Raw genomic sequence first — 19,455 nt, 5'->3', positions numbered from 1 at the left:
TGGGCAACATGAGAGGACGTGTTATGGAACGCCGCCGCAATGTTGCGCCGCCGACGCAATCACCGATCGCAGATCTCGAGCAGATGCCGCCGTTGATCCTGCTGGACAGATTGCCGGTACCGGTGGTGGCCGTGCACCGCGACGGCAGCATTGTTTTTGCCAATCCGTCCTTTGCCGACATGCTCGGCTACCCGAAGAAAGCCGTCGCAGCCTTGCGTCTGCAGGACATCATGTACGACAAGGATGCCGACGACGTCAGTGCGGAGCAGGCTCACCGCGAGTTGAGTTCCGAGCCGGGTTCGATCAAGGAATTTGTTCACGCCGACAGCACTTTGGTTCGCGCGACGGTCAGTCAATCGTTGCTTCGGCGTGACGACGACACAATCACTCTGGCAGTTTTCCACGACCTGACAGAGCGATTGTGGAACAACCCGCGTCATACCTTGGACAAACCAAACGCCTGATCACACGCGGCGCGGCCTGGACTTCTTCGCTTGGTCCAGGCCGAGGGTGGAGGCAAGTGTGCCGACCACCCATTCTTCGTATTGCTCGCCGGTCCACCCCGACTCGACCACGAGATCGGTATAGGTTTCGGCACTCGTCAAAGTGAGCGCGACGTTGATCGCGGTCTCGAGATCGACGGACGGGTCTTTCTCCACGAGCCCGATCATGAGGTGCTGTTGCACGGTTCTCCGCTGAGCGAGATTGGTTTGCCACAGCAGTGCCGCGTCCTCGTCAGCGGATGCGGCGGCGCGCAAGGCCAGCAGGATGTCTGCGGTTCGTTCGAGGATGAGTCGCCCGTGATGAACCTGAATGCGTAGTTGTCCGAGGGGATGTGGCGCACCGAGTGCTGCCGCCACCCACGGCCGATCCAGAGTGCTTATCCGAGCCTCGTCGCCGGCGACCTCGACTTCCAGCAGCGCCGACAATACGCTCGGCTTGTTGCCGAACACGAAGTAGACGCTTTGGACCGAAACGTCGGCCGCGTCGGCCAGTTGTTTGATAGTCGCTGCCGCGTATCCCGGATTGACGAAGACATGCCGCGCCGCCGCGATGATCTTCGATCGTGCGGTCGCCTGTGCCACTGTTTCCACCCCCACCATGCGCTGGAGTTTAGCTCTAGAGTGAAGCTCCAGCTACTCGGAGGGAACAAGAAAATGAAGGTCCTGGTTCTGGGCGGCTATGGCGCAGTGGGTGTCCCGCTGATGGAGGAGTTCCGTACGGACCCCGCCGTGTCAGCGTTTTCTGCCGGGCGCAACGCCGCTCGCGCCGACGTGGCTGTCGATCTGACCGATCAGGACGCCTACTCTCGGGCCGTATCGGGCTACGACGTGGTGGTCAACGCGTCGGGATTCGAAGACGTCCGGTTGGCGCAGCAAGCAGTTCGCGGTGGAGCTACGTTTGTGGACATCACCGCGACGTCGGCGCACTGCGATGCATTGGAAAACGTCGACGGTCCCGTGCTGCTGGGTGTCGGATTAGCGCCGGGATTGACCAGTGTTCTTGCGGCGGAGGCACATCGACTCGGCAGCGGACCGGTGGACATCATGGTAGGTCTTGGCGGCGGCGAACTTCACGGCCCCGCGGCCACGGCGTGGACGTACGGAATGTTGGGCACCAGGTTTCGTGATCCGAGCGGTGAACTCGTCCGCAACTACACGGGAATGAAGGTATTCGACGTCCCGGCCGAGGCGCCTGGCTACCGCAAGGGTCCAGCGGTGCGCGCGGACTTCTCCGATCAACATGCTTTGACGCGTGATCTCGGCGTGCCGGTGAGAACCTACTTGCGTCTGGATACCTCGGCGGCGACGCTCGGTTTGGCCGCGATGACGTGGGCACCGCCCTTGCAGAAAGTAGTTCCCAAGAAGATGTGGGGTTCGGATCGCTGGATTGTCATGGCCCGCACCGAAACCGGCCCGACGCTGTGGGCGTCCGGCCGGAGTCAATCGGCTGCGACAGCCATGATCGCTGCGCGCGCCGTGGACGTCATTCGTCAGTCTCCGATTGCGCGACCGACGTGGCTTCATTCGGTGGAGTCGACTGAGTCGCTACAGGCGGGTATTCCAGCATTGGTGGTCAGGCAGACATAGTAATGGAAAAGATTTCCATTCCTGTGTCGCTGTGCAAACTACGCAATCAACTGCTGCGCCCGGTCAATTCCCTCCGCTTCGCGAGTGGCGTTGTGGAGAACCACCGCTTACAGCTCCGGGTCAGGGTGCTCGGTTCGGAATAGCCAAGTTGCCGTGACACTGCGGAGACCGGGACGTTCGGGTTGGCGAGAAGGCTGAGAGCGAGTTCGCGCCGCGAATCATCGACGAGTGATTCGAAAGTTCTGCCTTCAGAGGCCAGCCGTCTCTGCAGTGTTCGCGGGTGCAGCATCATCAATGTCGCGACTTGCTTCAGTGTGGCCACGCCTGCGGGCAGGGACCGCACGATCAACGCGGACACCGCGTCGTAAAACGCCACATTCGGATCTCGACCCGCCATGAAACGCACAGCAACGCCGTACGCCAACGGATCCACCCGGGGCAGCTGACGATGCATGACTCCGCGCGGAAAGGTCAACAGATTCCGATCTGAGCCGAACTCGACCGAGCACCCGAAATATTCGATGTACCTGTGTAGTTCGGAGATGCGCGGATGCTGGAATGAGATGTGCGTCGGATGAAAATCCGGGCCCGCCATCATCCTGAACGTCTGGAGCGTCACTCCCATCGCCAGTTCCACGACGTGCGAGCGGTACGGCAGTCGATGCAGCACGGTGTCGAGCCCATAGGACACCTCGGTGTCGCCGATCGTCAGATCGACGGCCAACGCCGGGCTGTACACGTGGGCATAACGGGCGACGTCGTGCAACGCGTCGCCGATCGTCTCGGCACTGCGGGCCGCGATGGCCACCGGACCGAGGATGTCCGGGTCTTGTCTGCTCGCAAGCCTGAGGGCGAAATCCGGAACCCCAAGCTCCTGTGCGCATTGTCCGAGCAAGGTGGACAACGCACTGAACGGAACGAAGCTGTCGTAGGTGCCGATCATGGCCGGATCGATGCCCACACGGTCACAGAACTCGTGGGGATCACCCCCGAGTTCGGAGATCAACTCGGGCAATCGCGTCAACGACGAAGCACTGATGAGATCCGCCATGTGTCGAAATGTAAATAAATTGGCGCGTGAAGTCAATTTAATCCTCGCGTGGGCAGTGATGATCGACACAGATGACTTGTTCAACGTCGAACGCCATCCTCGGAGGAGCCAGAAAATGACATCGCGCACCGACCACACCGCACTGTTCATCGACGGAGCGTGGAGGACACCGGACAGTTCGGAAACCATCCCGGTTGTCTCACCTCTCACCGAGCAGGAGATAGGTTCGTTCCCCGCATCCACGACGACGGACGTCGACGCGGCGGTGACATCGGCTCGAAACGCGTTGCGGCGGAGCGACTGGGCGGAACTTTCCCCCACCGAACGTGCAGACGCCATTCGCAGATTCGCCGACGAACTCGAGAAACGAGCCGAGGACCGCGCGACGACGGTCACTCACCAGAACGGCATGCCCATCGAACTCGCCCGATTCGCCGAGGGCGCCGCACCCGTCCAACTCTTGCGCTATTACGCAAACCTCGCCGAGTCGACGCCCCCCGAGGAACGACGCGTCAGCCAACCGATGCCGGGCACGACGATCGTGCGACGCGAGCCCATCGGCGTCGTCGCTGCCATCGCGCCCTGGAACTTCCCTGCGGTGCTGTCGATGTTCAAGATCGCTCCGGCTCTAGCGGCGGGTTGCACCGTCGTATTGAAGCCGTCGCCCGAAACTACTTTGGACTCTTACGTATTGGCTGAAGCTGCCATTGCGGCCGACCTTCCTGCGGGCGTCATCAACGTCGTGACGGGTGGACCGGAGATCGGCCGGTATCTCGTGGCGCATCCTGGGATCGACAAGGTCGCGTTCACCGGATCCACCGCAGCCGGTCGACACATCGGCGAGGTGTGTGGCGGAATGCTTCGCCCCGTCACCCTGGAGTTGGGCGGTAAGTCGGCAGCCCTGGTTCTGGACGACGCGGATGTCGAGCAGACGGTAACCGGTCTCGCGACGGCATCTTTGCTCAACAGCGGGCAGACCTGCTACATGTCGACTCGAATCTTGGTCCCGCGCAGCCACAGTCGGACCTACATCGATGCCATCACTGCCATGGCGGCGGGCCTGCAGGTCGGCGATCCGATGGACCCGTCGACGTTCGTCGGCCCCATGGTGAGCGCAAGGCAACGCGATCGCGTGCTGTCCTTGATCGAGCAGGGTCGTTCCGAGGGCGGAACCATCACAACCGGTGGTGGACGTCCTACCGACCTCGACACGGGATTCTTTGTGGAGCCCACCGTGTTCGCCGACGTGAACAACGCCAGCACAATCGCACGGCAGGAGGTATTCGGGCCGGTGCTGTCCGTCATTTCCTATGACGACGTCGATGATGCGCTCGCACTTGCCAACGACTCCGAGTACGGCCTCGGTGGGACGGTGTGGACCTCCGACGAGGAACGCGGAATCGAAATTGCCCGACGCGTCGAGACAGGCTCGTTCGGCGTCAACACCTTCAACCTCGACTGGGGTTCACCGTTCGGTGGAGTCAAAGCCAGCGGTGTGGGCCGCGAACTCGGTCCAGAAGGACTCGCGTCGTACCAGCAGCTCAAATCCATCTTCCTCGCATCCTCTTGAGAATCGAGTCACCATGTCCGACGCAGGACGCGCCGGCGCCCGCGCGCTGGCAGAAAACACAGTCAAAATCGCCGAGCAGTTCGGGACCGCCGAATGGGAAGCCGACAGTGCGTGCCACGGCTGGCGCGTTCACGACCTCGTTGGCCACATGGCGTTCTTCTTCAACTTCATCGCCGATCCGGACCTCGTGTTCCCGCCGAACCCCAGTGGAATGTCCGAGCGGCTCAACGACGCTGCTGTTCGCGAGCGCGCAGATCTACCGCACGAGCAGATTCTGGACTACTACCGGGAACAGTCCGCAGCAGGTCTCGCGACGCTAACCGCGCTGCAGGGCGAAGAGCTTCGCAACAACACACTCGAGATGCTCGACCTCGGGACCTATCGTCTGCATCAGCTCAGCGACGCGGTGTCGTTCGACCATCTCGTTCATCTGACGTCGGATCTTCTGGCACCGTTCGGACCGATCTCTCACGGGGATGTCGACGTGGCGGCTGCTATCGATCCGGCGATCGACTGGATGGTCTCAGGACTCCCACAGATGTGCGGCGAAGCCGTCGCTGCCGCCTTGACATCGCCTGTGGCACTTCGACTTACCGGTGCCACCGAGCGCACTTTCGTCCTGGCTCGTGGCGGCGAAGGAGTCACCGTCACCGAAACCGGTGACGTGCCCGAGAACATCGCGACGACCCAGGCCACCGATTTCCTGCGATGGGGGACCACCCGATCTGCATGGCGGTCCGCGGTCGATGTTTCCGGCGATCGGAAGACCGTCGCGGCGGTCCTCGATGCCATCAACATTGTGTGATCCACACAGAACTTTCGGTGTGATCCACACAGAACTCACGCTTCCGAAGAAAAGGGAAAATTATGTCTCAATACTTGCAGGACAAGGTCATTCTCATCACCGGCGCGGGCGGTGGGTTCGGTCAGCTCATCGCCGAGAAGGTGGCAGCGCAGGGCGCCAAGGTCGTCGGCGTCGACATCAACGAAGCCGGTCTGAAGGCTGTGTTCGAGGGTATCGCGGCAGCAGGGTTCACTGGCACCTACAAGGTTGCCGACGTCACCGATATGGACCAGGTCGTTGCTGCAGCACAGCACGGAATTGCGGAATTCGGAGCGCTCGACGTACTCGTCAACAACGCCGGGGTTATGCCTCTCGCCTACTTTGCCGACCACGAGCGTGCATGGCAGAAGTGGCACAAGGCAATTGACATCAACATCAAGGGCGTCGTCAACGGAATCTCCGCCGTCTACGACCAGATGATCGAACAGGGTCGTGGCCAGGTCGTCAACATCTCGTCGATCTTCGGCAACGCAGGCATCGACGGTTCCGGCGTCTACAGCGCGACAAAGGCTGCAGTCACCACGATCTCGGATTCGCTGCGAATCGAGGCCAAGGGCAAGATCAAGGTCACGACGGTCAAGCCAACTGGCGTGACAGGCACCAACCTGGCGAGCTGGATCGTCAACGAGAAAGCGATCCTCGGGCTCACCGGTCAGCGCGCCGGCATCTACATGGAGAACGTCGGTCACCTGACCGAGGGCACCATGCGTCCCGAGCAGAAGGACGTCGACTCGATCGAATACTGGCTCATCAAGCCCGACGATCTAGCCGATGCTGTTGTTCACGTCATCGATCAACCGTGGGGCATCAGCATCAGTGACATCACCGTCCGCGCCAGCGGCGAGGACTACTTGTACTGACGGGCGCTCACAACGCCGACAGATCAAATCAATCTGTCTCACCACTGTCACTGACTCGAAAGACGCAGGAAAGCAATGAAAATCGAAGCAGCCGTCCTCCGTGGCGAAGAAGCCCCCTTCAGTATCGAGGACCTCGAGTTGGCCGACCCGACCCCGCATGAGGTCCTTGTCCGGATCGTCGGTGCCGGCCACTGCCACACCGATGTATTACCCAGGGCCGCAGCAGGGTTCGGAACCCCACCGATTGTTCTCGGACACGAAGGCGCCGGAATCGTGGAAGCCGTCGGATCCGCGGTGCAGACCGTCGCAGTCGGTGACCACGTTGTCCTGAGCTTCGACTCCTGCGGCACCTGCGCCAACTGTCTCGACGCTCACCCTGCGTACTGCGACACCTTCCTGGCCCGCAATCTCGTCGGCAACGCCCTCGACGGCTCCACCCCGCTGACCGACACCGCCGGAAAACCCGTCGCCGGAAGATGGTTCGGCCAGTCGTCCTTCGCCACCCACGCGGTCGTCGACGCACGTAACGCCGTGGTCGTCGACAAAGAACTGCCGCTGGAATTGCTCGGCCCCCTCGGATGCGGAATTCAAACCGGCGCCGGTGCAGTCCTCGAAGTGCTCCAGGTGCGTCCCGGTGAAGGCATCGTCATCGTCGGCGCGGGTGCAGTCGGCCTGTCCGCGGTCATGGCCGCCAAGGTCGCCGGCGCCGGACCGATCATCGCTGTCGACTTGAACAGCGACAGGCTCGAACTGGCCCGCGAACTCGGTGCCACGGACACGATCGTTCCCGGAGTGGGTGATCTGACAGAACAGATCCGCGCGATTGCTCCGGCCGGAGTCCGATACGGCCTCGACACCACCGGGCTACCCACCGTCATCGCGGCTACCCTTGATGCCCTTGCTCTGCGCGGCACTCTGGGACTGGTCGGCGTGCAACAGGGCGATTTGATGATCGCACCACTTGCTCTGACTGCCGGTCGCACCATCACCGGCATTCTCGAAGGTGACGCCAACCCGCACACCTTCATCCCCACCCTGATCGCACTGTGGCGGGCCGGACAATTCCCCTTCGACCGCCTCGTCACCACATTCCCTCTCTCCGAGATCAATGCCGCCGAAAAGCGCGCTCTCGCGGGGGAAATCGTCAAACCGATACTTCTCCCGGGCATCTAGTTCGCTCGCGCATGAGGTCTCGAAGTAAGGGCTGTGCTCATCCCCGCAATCGGCGGGGATGAGCACGATGACGCTCAGTTCCCGAGAATCCGGGCCTTCTGGGTGTCGAACTCGGCGTCGGTGAGGATGCCGGCGGCTTTGAGCTCACCGAGCTTGGTGAGCTGTTCGATCTTTGCGTCCATCGATGCTGCCGGCGCAACCTGAGGCGGCAGCGGCGGCAGATCCGGAATCGGTGGAACAGCCTGTGCTGCTGCCTTGGCCTGATCTTCTGCTGCCCAGCGAGTTCGCTGGCGGCGCTGAACATTTCCGTGGATGGAGCTCGCGACAGCTACTCGGCTGGCCCGCCTGAGGAAGCTCATTCGTTGTTCTCCGTTTCATTCAAGGCATCGGCCAGTTCGTCGACTGAAATGTGACCTTCGGTGATCACTCGGGCACCGCTGCGAACCCACGCATCCAGAACGGGGAGCACAGTCAACTCCTCGTAGACGAGAACCGCTGCAACACTTCCGGCGGCGATGTCCTCGCCCACGGCGGCGATGTCGCCGGCGTCGAGCAATCCGGACGCGGCACCGTCGAACTGGGACAGATCAAAGTCGGCGAGGTCGAACGTGGATGCCGGAACCACGCGCAGCGAGTTGTCCGCAGCTTTGACAACGAACTCGAGATCGAGAATGCGGATGGTTCCGTTGTCGACGATCTCGAGCAACTGCTCGAAACCGTCGGCAGTTACTGCGCCGTCGGGAAACTCGACGGCAACATATTCGATAGGACCGAACTGGTCTTGACTGGCCATCAGTTCTCTTGTTCCTTCTTCGAGGTCGGTGTTCCGGCCTGGTGAAATGATCATCTGCAACTTTAGTCCGACTGTCTGGTTTCTACGCGTTCGCGGTTTCGGCAGCGTCGCGATAGACGATCATCTCGCGCTGCAACGCACGACGGAACCGCGGCTGCTCGGCCAGCAGCACTGCCAGCACCGTCAGGAGTAACCACGTCGCGGCGGCGCTCGCAACCAGCATGAGCACCGGAATCCACGGCCCACCCATCTGCTCGAGTAGCGTCGTCTTGGCCCAAACACGCCAGTACAGCATGAGATTGACGACCAACCCGACACCGTACGAGATGGCGAAGGAGAGCATGAAGGGTTTCCACGTGCCGTCGTAACGACGTTCGAGAATCGGTTCGGCACGCAACGGCAAGCTCACCGACATGACGTTGGCGACTCCGAGCCACAGCAGGATCATGGTCAGGACTTGCCCGCAGGCTTTCAACAATTCGGTGCTGTTTCCGGCGCGCCATGACAGAACGACGCTGAGAACAAAGCCGGCGGCGCCGACGAGGATCAGCATCACGATGTTCTTGGCGACCAGCACATGCCACAGGCGGGTACCACCGGAGAGCGCGGCGCGCACCCGGCCGGCGTCGAAGCTCAGTGCATTGGTGCAGACCACACTGCCGATGACCCCTGACAATGCGTACAGAGCGAGATAGGGCAGTCGGTCTTCCTTGCTGTCCCACTGGAAAAGTCGGATGAATGCCAGATACGCGAACCCTAGCCCGAGGCTCAGGCCCAGACGGAACGCAATGGATCGAGGTTTCCCGTTGAATACGTGTCGGAATTCCTCGCGAATACGGCTGCCGAGGTCCTGCATGTGCCGAACCGCGGGGTTACCGGCCGCGAGCGGGACATAGCCGCGGATCGCAGCGGCAACGTCGTCACTGTCGCCGGCATCGAGGGCGGCGACACGGGCTTCGAGAACTGCGAGATGTGCTGCTTCGAGCGCAATCCGGGCGGTGGTGACCGCTGCTACCGCGTCAGCTTCTGCTTGAGCTGCAGCGCCGATGCTGGCGTCGGCCGGCAGGGGTGGCTGAAGGCGGGTGATCAGTTCGAGTTGGCGGGCCATGTGCGGTGACGGCGAGAGGCCGCTGTACGTCGGTTGGTTCAGTGCCGCTCGATCCTTGTCCAACAGATCCCGGGCACCGATCGCAGCCTTTTCCACTGCAGTTCGGCTCTGCCATCGGACCGAACGTACTTCGGCTTCGGCCGCGAGGGCCCGCGACGCCACTTCGGCCAGATCTTCGACCGCTGTCAACTGCTCACTCCACTCGGTGGTTGTTATGGGGAAATCAGCTCTCCTGCGCACTATCTCACGCAAGGACAGGCATCGGTGCAACACTGACAGGCATGACAAGCGCGCAAGACAAGGACGATCTGCAGCGATACCTTCAGTCGGCACGGGACGCCTTGCTCTGGAAGCTCGAAGGGTTGTCGGAGTACGAGATCCGGCGACCGATGACGCACACCGGCACCAATCTGCTGGGATTGGTCAAGCACATGATCGGCGTCGAACTCGGGTACTTCGGCCCGGTGTTCGGACGCCGGGTGCCGGACCTGCCGCAGTGGTTGCGCTCGGACGAGCCCAATGTCGATATGTGGGCCCGCGCAGACGAATCCAGGGATTTCATACTCGACACGTACCGTCGCACGTGGGTCTTTTCGGATGCCACGATCAATGAGCTGGATCTTGATGCACCGGGCGAGGTGAAGACATGGCCGCTGGAACTCCGTGACGTCACCCTGCATCAGGTACTCGTGCACGTTGTCACGGAAATTCATCGTCATGTCGGCCACGCCGATATCGTGCGCGAAATGATCGACGACGCTGCAGGTCTGCGATCCGACAACGCCAACGTGGCGCCGGGTGATCAGGCGTGGTGGGCCGAATATCGAGACCGCCTCGAACAGGCAGCTCGCAGCGCCGACCACGCCTGACCCATTTCTACTCGAGAACCGCGGCGGCGCCGATCACGACGACCACGATCACGAAGTTGATTAACAGTAGCGGCCAGACGAAGCGCAGGAACTTGTCGTAACCGACCTTGGCCATTGCGAGTCCACCGACAACGACGACGTTGGTGGGTGCAACCATCAGCATCAGGCCGTGGCCCATCTGGAAGGCCGTGATCACCAAAGACCTACTGACTCCGGCAAAATCACCCAGCGGTGCGAGCAGTGGCATTGCGAGGGTGGCGTGTCCGGAGCTGGACGGAATCAGGAAGGCCAGTGGAATGTTCACGAGCATCACGAGGATCGCGAACACACCCGCGGACGCGCCGGACACCAACTGTTCCATCGCATTGAGGATGGTGTCGAGTGTTTCGGTGTTGGTCATGATCACGGAGACGCCGCGCGCGAGCAGGATGACGATGGCGGGCCCCACCATGTCGCCGGCGCCACGGGTGATCAGTGAGACGGTTTTCTTCTCGCCCATCTTGGCGACGATGCCGACGAGGACGGCTGCGAGAATGAACAGCATCGCCAGTTGCGGGAACCACCAGTTCAATTCGAACCAGTATGGCTCGGTGGCGGTGACGTGGTACGCGTCGTACTCGGCCGGCCCGGTGGTACCGCCGAAGATGCTCGACCACGGGATGACGGAGAAGATCATCAAACCGAAGGTGAGTCCGGTGATGACGAGGACCAGTTTCTGAATTCCGGTCAGCTTGCTGTCGATGTCGACAGGTGGTGCTGCCTCTTCTTCCTCGTCGTCGTCGATGTCGAATCCGACGAGCGAGGTGGCCGGATCTTTCTTCACCTTGGCTGCGTAGCGAAGTACGAATACCACTGCCACTGCGGTCAATACGACCCACAGGATGACGCGCAGGACGATGCCGTCGCCGATGGAGACGCCGGCTTCACCGGACGCGACGCCGATCGAGAACGGGTTGACGGTCGACGCCATGTTGCCGACGAGTGCGCCGAGGATGATCATCGTCGCCGCGACCATGCGGTCGTAGCCGAGAGCCGTCATCAGGGGGATGAGGAGCGCGTAGAAGCCGAACGTCTCGACGGAGAACCCCATGGTCGATCCGAGCAGCGAGAACAGCACCATGATGACGGTGATGAGCAGCCAACCCTTGTCGCTGAGCTTGGTAGCTAGTTGCGAGACAGCGGTTTCGAGGCTGCGAGTGGCGAAGCTGACAGAGATGAATGCACCGAGGGCCATGATGAACAGAACGACGCCGACAGATCCGAAAAGCCGACCGATGTTGTCGGTGTCGACAAATCCGGTGAGTGGATCCTGGACACCGTAGAGGCCGTTGACGGGGGAGAGAATCAGCTGCTGGATGCGTTCGAAGAAAGTCAGCGGGGACGTGACGGTTTCGAAGCTACCGGGGACGGGTGATCCGTCGACGTCGACGCCGAAGCGTCCGGCCGGAATGAACAGCGCGGCAATCCATACCAGTACCGTGACGATGGCCAGCATCGTGACGGCGCCGGGAAACTCGAACTTCTTCTTCGCCGGGGTGTGCGCGGCGCCTTCTTCGGTCTTGGTGCTCATTTCTTTCCTTCGAATGTGCGGGCGTACTCCTGGAAGAACAGAGCTTTCGCGACAACGGCCTTTTCGAATTCGTCGAGAAGCACACGCTCGTTGGGGCCGTGAATGTTTGCGTACCCGTCGGTTGCGCCGAAGAGCAGTTTCTCGGCGGTGGGCACGGCAGTGTCGAGAGCCATCACGATCGGGATGGAACCGCCGCCGGCCATCTGTCCGGCTTCGCCGTCCCAGGACTCCGAGAGCGCGAACATGGCCGCGTCGAATGCGGGGCCGCCCTGTTCTGCAGCAAAGCCGTCCCCGGTTTCTCCGGCTTTGACGTCGAGTTCGAGGCCGAACGGGCGTAGTGCCTGTAAGTGCCGGACCAGTGCTGCCTGCGCTTCGGATGCAGGCTGACGCGGATGCACGCGCAGGTTGATCACTGCGCGTGCGGTGCTCGCGACGGCGTTGACTGCGCCGTCGACGGGCGGTGCGTCGATTCCGGTAACGGTGATCGCCGGACCGGACCAGATCCGTTCACCGATTCCGCCGGTGCCGAGGAGGGGGAGTCCGTCACGTACTTCGGCGAGGGTGCGGAATTCTTCGTCGGTGTAGCTGCTTCCTGTCCATTCCTCGCGCAGCAGACCGTCGACGGCGACATCACCGTTGTCGTCATGCAGCGATGCGAGTGCGCGGATGAGCGCGAGGCGCGCGTCGGGAGCGGCACCGCCGTAGAGGCCGTTGTGTTTGTCGGCTCCGAGAGTGGTCAGTTCCACGATCACCTGGGCGGATCCGCGCAATGCGACGGTCAGGGTGGGTGATCCGGGGCGAACACTTCCCACATCGGCGATCACCATGGCGTCGGACTGGAAGAGTTCCGGTGCTTCGGGCGGATAATTGTCGAAGGGGCTGCCGAATTCTTCCTGGCCTTCGATGACGAGTTTGACTGTCACAGGCGGTTTTCCGTCGAAGACGCGAAGCGCCCCGATCATGCCGATCACGTTTGCCTTGGAATCCGCCGTCCCGCGGCCGTAGAGCGCGCCTTCGCGTTCGGTGGGCTCGAAGGGCGGTGTGTCCCAAAGCTCGAGGTCTTCGGCGGGAACGACGTCGTAATGCGAGTACATGAGAACCGTGGGCGCCCCGACCGGTCCTGGGATGGTCGCAATGATGACGGGTGCCGTCTTGCCTGGAATCTCGAGACGGTCGATCTGGGTGACCCCGGATTTCTCCAAGAGCGACACGATGAAATCGTGGGCCTCGAAGAGTGGTGCTGCGGGATAGCCATCGGTCGCGATCGACGGTATCCGTACCAGTTCGATCAATTCCGATCGAAGCGCAGGCATCAAATCTGCCGCAGCGTTCTTGATCTGAAGAGGCGTCATCGGCCCAGCGTTTTCGGGCATCGCTTGATCTCCTTCTGGAGCAAAGTGGACAGTGGGTACCTAGCTCTGCGACAAGTCGAGCCGAGCACCCTTCAGACCGGTCAGTCCTTAGTCGGAAAGATTACGGTTGTCTGGTTGATTTCGTGCGGTCGGTGTAGACATTGCGCCCGTTCGTGCCGGGCGGCAGCACGCGAATGGTGCGGGTCGAATTGCGTGATTCCATTCATTCTCGGGCCGCGTGCGCTATGGGATCGCGACGCGCCGTGAGTCGATCAACAGATAGTCGTTTGGTCGATTTGTCACCATTCAGCTATCGGGAAGCACAGCTATCGTCTTGTAACTGTGTCGATTGTTGAATTTGTGACGATTTTCTTCCGGGTTGGGAAATCGTTTCGGGAACTGTTCGCCCTTGTGGATAAATACGCAGGTTATCGCCGGTTTCTCCGTGTATCTGTGACAAAGTGTCACATAACAAACCTTTTGGCTGTTTTGCGACGCTATGGGCGCTTTCCTCCGAATAGTGACGTTTGACAGCAAGCGCGCAGCAAGTTTCAATCGTCGAACTGTGTTGGCAATCACATGGCTAATGCCATGTTGGCCTGCTGGGTGCCCCAACTGTTACTTCGCGAGGAGATCGTCCATGAACACATCGTCATCGTCATCAGCCGTGGTACGGCGGAAAAAGGTCGGGCTGGCATCCGTGTCCGCTGTGTCGACGCTTGCATTGGTCGGTGGAATTGTCGCCGGTTTGGCAGGGCCGGCAACAGCGGCGCCGGCGTCGGCGGCGGCCGCCTTCACTGCGCCGATGTGCGAAGGCACGCAGACGTCCGCTGACTATCCCTACGCGGACGACATGGTTATCGATGGTGTGCGCCTGGATTACTACAACGCCGGAAATGTGGTGCCGCTGTACTACAACAACGACCAGCGGTCACCTGCGCCTATCTGTGGTGTGCGCGACGTCCCCGAGGCCAGTGGTCCACAGTCGGAGTGGATGTACTGCACCGACATGAAGGAAGAGACGTGCGATGAGATCTCGCCTGATGGCGAGCCTGGCTACAGCGATGGCGGGCAGTTCAACGTAGTAGGACCGACGCTTCCGGTCGGCGGCAACGATCGTCTGACTCAGGAACAGGAACTGCTCATCAGCTACCTGATTCAGAATCCCCACCCGTTCACGCCGGGTGGCGTCGCTGATGATTCGACGGCTGCGAACAGGGTAAATCGTCAGCTTCTTATCTGGTGTGTATCGGACAAGGAGTACCTCGAAGGAACCGACGCCGTAGTCGATTGCGACGCGGATCTCGGTCCGGCTGAGCAGGCTCGGATTCTCGGGGTCATGAATGTGACACCCGCCCTGAGTATTTCGCTCGCAGACCCGGCCAGTGGCACTCTCGCCAGCGGCGGCAAGGCAACGTTCACGGTGTCCACCAACATGTACGGCAAGCCACTCACCGTGAGCGCTCCCGCAGGCGCAACTCTGGAACTGTGTGAGCCGAACGCAAATGTGAAGCTGACCGGAAACACCCTGGTTGTCACCGGTGAGGGCAATGATCCGACTGATGTGGCGCTGTGCGTCACGTCCCCGGGTGCAGGCGCGGTCAAGGTATCCGTCTCCGGCGCACCCAGCTCGTTCGAGAGCATCCACTGGAACAACGCCGGCGCCGAGTGCCAGGTTTTTGCAACGTTCAACACCGTCACCCCGGCCAAGCTCCAGGGTGATGCGACGGTGACCTTCGATGCGGCTCCGACCACAACGCCGTCCACGACTGTTCCGACCACGACGCCAGGAGCTCCGACCACGACGCCGTCGACGACTGTTCCGACGACAACCACCAAGCCCAACGTGATCGTTCCGATCATTCCGATTATCCCGGTGATCCCCGGAGTGCCGGTTGCTCCCGCTCCGACCACGGTTGCGGTACCCACCCCGCGTGTGGTCACGCAAACGACCCCGAAGGCTCCGACGGGTGAGCGTCCGACCTCTATCGACGGTGGCGCAGCTGACGAGACTGCAGGTCCGCACGTCGGAATTGCGATTGCGGGACTCGGCCTGATCGGGCTGGCTGCCTGCGGAGCAATCGCCGTCCGCCGCCGCCGCTCGTAGCAGCGGAAATCTGAACCAGTTTCGATCGAGCAGCGTCCGGTGCCGACTCTCCCCGTCAGCACCGGACGATGCTCGTTCACGACAAAGGAACATCTCTGATGACGTCGATGAATCCGAATCCCGTACCGGACGAGCCAGGCACCAGTTCCGCGGAACCTGTGCGCAGGCGCAAGTCTCGCGTATTTGCTACTGCGGCAATAATTATCGCGGTAACTGTGGGCTTACTCATGACATACCTCGGCTCTCGGTCGGGTGAGAGTACGGCGATACCGCCGGCGCCCACGGCCGGCCAATCGGCGCCGGCGGTGCTCGCTACTGCTGATGCGCAGATGTCGCCTGCTACTTTGTCCCTCGATCCGCTCGGGGTGCAGGCACCGATCGTCGACGCGAGTGTCATCGATGGAGCCTTGACCCCTCCCGGCGACGTCAGCGAGGTCGGCATCTGGTTGGACGGTGCGCCATTGGATTCGCAGACGGGCACAACACTGATCGCCGGGCATGTGAATCTTGCCGGTCAGGGTAACGGTGCGTTGTTCGATCTCGGGACAGTCGAGCCTGGGCAGGAGATCCGTACGTCGGATGCCGCTGGGAACAGCACACGGTGGCGGGTGACGGCGGTGGTGTCGCGAGCCAAGGCGGACGGAATCGAGGAGAGTGTTCTGGCCGGGCCGGACGGTCCGCGCAAGCTTGCCGTGGTGACGTGTGGTGGGGAGCTGGAGTTCTCGGACGGGGTCGGCAACTACCAGGACAACGTGTATCTCTACGCCGACGTGATCTAGTGGCGCGGGCGATCCCCCATGCTTGACATTGACGTCAACGTCAAAACACACTGTGGCGGTGACTGACTGCGAAACCTCGGAATGAGACTGCTGATCGCCAATCGAGGCGAGATTGCTCTGCGCATCATTCGAACAGCCCGCGAACTCGGGATCGAGACCGTGTCGGTCTACGCCGAAGATGACGCAACAAGCCCACACGTCGAAGCTGCGACAGAGTCGTTTCCACTGCCAGGCAGCGGCGCGTCTGCGTATCTGGATCAAGACTCGCTGTTGTCGATCGCCCTCGATTCATCGGTCACGCATATCCATCCCGGATACGGATTCCTCAGTGAGAATCCGGATTTCGCACGGGCGTGTGCCAGTGCGGGCCTTGTATTCGTGGGTCCGAGCGCTGAGGTGCTCCGTATCTTCGGGGACAAGTCACGCGCGCGCGGCGCTGCTGTGGAATCCGGCGTTCCGGTGTTGCCGGCCACGGCGGGCGATGCAAGCCTCGACGAGGTGCGGGAGTTCTTCGCGCGGCATTCGCGGGGAATCATGATCAAGGCACTTGCGGGTGGCGGCGGTCGGGGCATGCGTGTCGTGCGCGATCTGCCCTCGCTCGACGACGCTTACCGCGTGTGTGCGGCGGAGGCTCGGGCCGGCTTCGGCAGTGCCGAACTGTTTGCCGAGGTGCTCAGTGAACGTGCTCGCCATATCGAGGTCCAGGTTGTGTCGGCGCCCGGCGCGGCGGGTATCTGTGCGACGGCACTGGGAGATCGCGATTGCAGCGTTCAGCGCAGGCATCAAAAACTTGTCGAAATTGCTCCCGCGCAAGGTCTTTCCGAACCACTGCGCGAGCGTTTGCATGCCGCCGCGGCGAGGTTGTGTGCGGAGGTCGGTTACCGTGGGATCGCAACAGTGGAGTTTCTCGTGGAGGAGCGAGGATTCGTTTTCCTCGAGGTCAATCCGCGTATCCAAGTGGAACACACCGTCACGGAAGAGGTGAGCGGTGTCGACCTGGTTGCCGTGCAGTTGATGATCGCCGACGGCGTGAGTTTCGAATCATTGCATCTTCCTGAGGGGATTACCTGTGCAGCAGGAGTTCCTGGGCATCAGGGAACCGTTGCGGCGGCGTCGGGTATCGCAATCCAGATGCGGGTCAACATGGAAACCATGACGCGCGACGGCGGTGCGCGCGCGGAAACCGGAACGCTTGACGTGTTTGCGCCGCCGAGCGGACCGGGAGTTCGAGTCGACACCTTCGGTGCGGCGGGTTTGTCGCCGAGTGCCCGCTACGACTCCTTGCTGGCGAAGGTGATCACACACACCCGTCGGGCAGATTTTGCTGCGGCGGTGCGCAAGTCGATTGCCGCACTCGACGAGTTTGCGATCGAAGGGATTGCGACCAACCTTCTTTTCCTGCGGGCGATCCTGTCGGAGAAGGATTTCCGTGACGGCGTCGTCGATATCGACTGGCTCGAGGGACGTATTGCCGATCTCGTCCCGGAAGCCAAGGTTTCGGAGCCTCCCGTTGCAGTGCTGGGTGAGACCGTCCTGCGCGCGCAGATGGCCGGAATTGTCGTCGAGATTGCCGCTGTCGGCGATGCCGTTCACCGGGGCAGTCAGGCCGCTGTGCTCGAAGCGATGAAAATGCAGCATGTCCTGGCTGCCGAATCCGACGTCGAGGTGATTCGCGTACTCGGCAGGGTCGGCAAGGCAGTGGTTGCGGGTGAGCCGCTCATGGTGGTGCGCGATGCCACAGCGGCCGAGCGAGTGGAGCGTTCCGAGGACCTCGACCTGGATCTGGTGCGTCCTGACCTCGCGGAAATCCTTGCTCGACATGAGGTGACCTTGGATGCGGCGAGGCCCGAAGCGGTAGCCAAACGGCACAAGCTGGGTCGTCGGACGGCACGCGAAAATGTCGAGGACCTGATCGACGACGGCAGCTTTGTCGAATACGGCGCCTTGACTTTGGCGGCTCAGCGTAGCCGTCGCAGTGAAGAAGACCTGATCGCAAATACTCCCGCCGACGGATTGATCGGTGGCGTGGCAGCAATCAACGGCGGTGAGAGCGTTGTCATTTCGTACGATTACTCGGTTCTTGCCGGTACGCAGGGTATGCGCAATCATGCCAAGACGGACCGACTGCTCGAGCTCGCCGCCCGTAAACGTGTTCCCGTGGTGCTGTTCGCGGAGGGCGGTGGTGGTCGCCCCGGTGATACGGATGCCGGAGCAGGGTCGGGGCTTGAACTGGGTACCTTCCGGGCGATGGCGGCATTGCGCGGCCGAGTGCCGTTGGTGGCCGTCGTATCGGGTCGTTGCTTTGCCGGCAATGCCGCGTTGGCGGGTGCGTGCGATGTCCTGATCGCCACGCCGGACGCCAACATCGGAATGGGTGGACCGGCGATGGTCGAGGGCGGTGGACTGGGTACCTACCGCCCGGAGGACATCGGGCCGATCGACATTCAACGGCGAAACGGCGTTGTGCACGTGGTTGCCGAGAACGATGCTCAGGCAGTCGAATTGGCAAAGAAGTATCTCGGCTACTTCCAGGGTGCGGCGCAGCAGTGGACCGCGCCTGATCCTCGGCTGGCTCGGCATGTAGTGCCGGAAAACAGGCTGCGTTCGTACGATGTGCGACGCGCCGTCGAGGCGATTGCCGACGTCGATTCGGTGCTGGAGTTGCGGCGCGATTACGGTCGCGGCGTCGTGACGGCGTTGATCCGGGTGGAAGGCGTACCGGTTGCCGTGCTCGCGAACAGTAGTGAGCATCTGGGCGGGGCAATCGATGCGGAAGCAGCGGACAAGGCGTCGGACTTCCTGGAACTGTGCGAGGCACATCGGATTCCGCTGGTTACGCTCTGCGACACTCCGGGATTCATGGTGGGGCCGGATTCCGAGGAACAAGCGACGGTACGGCGATTCGGTCGCTTTTTCGTGGCCGGAGCGAGGCTCACGGTGCCTTTCGGGACGGTGATCCTGCGTAAGGGTTACGGTCTCGGTGCCATGGCGATGGCCGGCGGGTCATTCCACGCGCCCGAGTTCACTGTGGCCTGGCCGACCGGCGAGATCGGGCCGATGGGGCTTGAAGGCGCTGTCCGACTGGGCTTCCGGAAGGAACTCGAATCAGTCGAAGATCCGGCTGCGCGGGAAACCCTGTTCGGTCAGTTCGTGGAATTGGCCTACGCACAAGGCAAGGCGCTGATGGCGGCAACAACATTCGAGTTGGACGACGTCATCGATCCGGCAGATACGAGGAAGTGGATCAGGCAGCTTCGCTGCCCGTGAGCCTTTTTGGTAGTGGGCGCTA

At 61.7% G+C, this 19,455-nt stretch carries 17 protein-coding genes; 10 read left to right on the top strand and 7 right to left on the bottom strand.

Annotation, left to right across the window (positions count from 1 at the left end; all coding sequences use genetic code 11):
- Nucleotides 1–23 precede the first annotated feature (23 nt).
- The gene (locus FEZ60_RS21395) at nucleotides 24–464 is read left to right on the top strand and encodes a PAS domain-containing protein (RefSeq protein ID WP_033235381.1); all 441 of its coding nucleotides are present in this window, start codon (nucleotides 24–26) and stop codon (nucleotides 462–464) included.
- On the opposite strand, the gene FEZ60_RS21390 is transcribed toward FEZ60_RS21395, so the two are convergent.
- Entirely contained in the window at nucleotides 465–1,103 is a 639-nt protein-coding gene (locus FEZ60_RS21390) for a TetR/AcrR family transcriptional regulator (RefSeq protein ID WP_033235382.1), read from the bottom strand. It abuts the gene before it with no gap.
- 54 nt (nucleotides 1,104–1,157) lie between these two features.
- Here FEZ60_RS21390 and FEZ60_RS21385 point away from each other — a divergent pair, with 54 nt between their 5' ends.
- Nucleotides 1,158–2,090 (top strand): hypothetical protein, encoded by a 933-nt coding sequence (locus FEZ60_RS21385; RefSeq protein ID WP_202026378.1) that lies wholly within the window; start codon nucleotides 1,158–1,160, stop codon nucleotides 2,088–2,090.
- A 46-nt stretch (nucleotides 2,091–2,136) separates the two neighbouring features.
- On the opposite strand, the gene FEZ60_RS21380 is transcribed toward FEZ60_RS21385, so the two are convergent.
- A complete protein-coding gene (locus tag FEZ60_RS21380) occupies nucleotides 2,137–3,141 on the bottom strand; it encodes an AraC family transcriptional regulator (RefSeq protein WP_172936935.1) in 1,005 nt (334 codons plus the stop codon).
- A 115-nt stretch (nucleotides 3,142–3,256) separates the two neighbouring features.
- Here FEZ60_RS21380 and FEZ60_RS21375 point away from each other — a divergent pair, with 115 nt between their 5' ends.
- From FEZ60_RS21375 to FEZ60_RS21360, 4 genes are all read left to right on the top strand, one after another.
- Nucleotides 3,257–4,711 (top strand): aldehyde dehydrogenase, encoded by a 1,455-nt coding sequence (locus FEZ60_RS21375; RefSeq protein WP_045066833.1) that lies wholly within the window; start codon nucleotides 3,257–3,259, stop codon nucleotides 4,709–4,711.
- A gap of 13 nt (nucleotides 4,712–4,724) precedes the next feature.
- Nucleotides 4,725–5,516: a maleylpyruvate isomerase N-terminal domain-containing protein gene (locus FEZ60_RS21370; RefSeq protein ID WP_172936934.1), complete on the top strand. Its 792-nt coding sequence runs from the start codon at nucleotides 4,725–4,727 to the stop codon at nucleotides 5,514–5,516.
- Nucleotides 5,517–5,578: 62 nt separating this feature from the next.
- The gene (locus FEZ60_RS21365) at nucleotides 5,579–6,415 is read left to right on the top strand and encodes an SDR family oxidoreductase (RefSeq protein ID WP_172936933.1); all 837 of its coding nucleotides are present in this window, start codon (nucleotides 5,579–5,581) and stop codon (nucleotides 6,413–6,415) included.
- A gap of 75 nt (nucleotides 6,416–6,490) precedes the next feature.
- Nucleotides 6,491–7,588: an NAD(P)-dependent alcohol dehydrogenase gene (locus FEZ60_RS21360; RefSeq protein WP_033235392.1), complete on the top strand. Its 1,098-nt coding sequence runs from the start codon at nucleotides 6,491–6,493 to the stop codon at nucleotides 7,586–7,588.
- 74 nt (nucleotides 7,589–7,662) lie between these two features.
- Here the strand turns inward: FEZ60_RS21360 and FEZ60_RS21355 are convergent, their stop codons facing one another.
- The 3 genes from FEZ60_RS21355 to FEZ60_RS21345 form a co-directional block, all read right to left on the bottom strand.
- The gene (locus tag FEZ60_RS21355) at nucleotides 7,663–7,947 is read right to left on the bottom strand and encodes an SHOCT domain-containing protein (protein WP_092805431.1); all 285 of its coding nucleotides are present in this window, start codon (nucleotides 7,945–7,947) and stop codon (nucleotides 7,663–7,665) included.
- Nucleotides 7,944–8,381: a DUF6325 family protein gene (locus tag FEZ60_RS21350; RefSeq protein ID WP_033235441.1), complete on the bottom strand. Its 438-nt coding sequence runs from the start codon at nucleotides 8,379–8,381 to the stop codon at nucleotides 7,944–7,946. Before FEZ60_RS21350 ends, FEZ60_RS21355 begins: the two co-directional genes overlap by 4 nt.
- Before the next feature lie 82 nt (nucleotides 8,382–8,463).
- Nucleotides 8,464–9,678 (bottom strand): hypothetical protein, encoded by a 1,215-nt coding sequence (locus FEZ60_RS21345; RefSeq protein WP_242484742.1) that lies wholly within the window; start codon nucleotides 9,676–9,678, stop codon nucleotides 8,464–8,466.
- 92 nt (nucleotides 9,679–9,770) lie between these two features.
- Here FEZ60_RS21345 and FEZ60_RS21340 point away from each other — a divergent pair, with 92 nt between their 5' ends.
- Nucleotides 9,771–10,358 (top strand): DinB family protein, encoded by a 588-nt coding sequence (locus tag FEZ60_RS21340; protein WP_172936932.1) that lies wholly within the window; start codon nucleotides 9,771–9,773, stop codon nucleotides 10,356–10,358.
- Between the two features lie 7 nt (nucleotides 10,359–10,365).
- On the opposite strand, the gene FEZ60_RS21335 is transcribed toward FEZ60_RS21340, so the two are convergent.
- Nucleotides 10,366–11,928 carry a YfcC family protein gene (locus FEZ60_RS21335; protein ID WP_172936931.1) on the bottom strand — a complete coding sequence of 521 codons (1,563 nt, stop codon included), beginning with the start codon at nucleotides 11,926–11,928 and terminating at the stop codon, nucleotides 10,366–10,368.
- Entirely contained in the window at nucleotides 11,925–13,301 is a 1,377-nt protein-coding gene (locus FEZ60_RS21330) for a M20/M25/M40 family metallo-hydrolase (protein ID WP_202026376.1), read from the bottom strand. Before FEZ60_RS21330 ends, FEZ60_RS21335 begins: the two co-directional genes overlap by 4 nt.
- A 619-nt stretch (nucleotides 13,302–13,920) precedes the next feature.
- On the opposite strand from FEZ60_RS21330, the gene FEZ60_RS21325 reads away from it, so the two are divergent.
- From FEZ60_RS21325 to FEZ60_RS21315, 3 genes are all read left to right on the top strand, one after another.
- The gene (locus FEZ60_RS21325) at nucleotides 13,921–15,387 is read left to right on the top strand and encodes a hypothetical protein (protein WP_172936930.1); all 1,467 of its coding nucleotides are present in this window, start codon (nucleotides 13,921–13,923) and stop codon (nucleotides 15,385–15,387) included.
- A 98-nt stretch (nucleotides 15,388–15,485) separates the two neighbouring features.
- Complete coding sequence (locus FEZ60_RS21320) at nucleotides 15,486–16,166, top strand: class F sortase (protein ID WP_080711780.1); 681 nt, start codon at nucleotides 15,486–15,488, stop codon at nucleotides 16,164–16,166.
- Nucleotides 16,167–16,247: 81 nt separating this feature from the next.
- On the top strand, nucleotides 16,248–19,433 hold the full coding sequence (locus FEZ60_RS21315) for a carboxyl transferase domain-containing protein (RefSeq protein ID WP_033235397.1): 3,186 nt from the start codon (nucleotides 16,248–16,250) through the stop codon (nucleotides 19,431–19,433).
- Nucleotides 19,434–19,455 lie beyond the last annotated feature (22 nt).

Source organism: Rhodococcus sp. MS16 (assembly GCF_013277795.1).
Classification (GTDB): domain Bacteria; phylum Actinomycetota; class Actinomycetes; order Mycobacteriales; family Mycobacteriaceae; genus Rhodococcus_F; species Rhodococcus_F globerula.
Note: the sequence above shows the minus strand (reverse complement) of the source record. Positions and strands in the feature narration are given on the sequence as shown.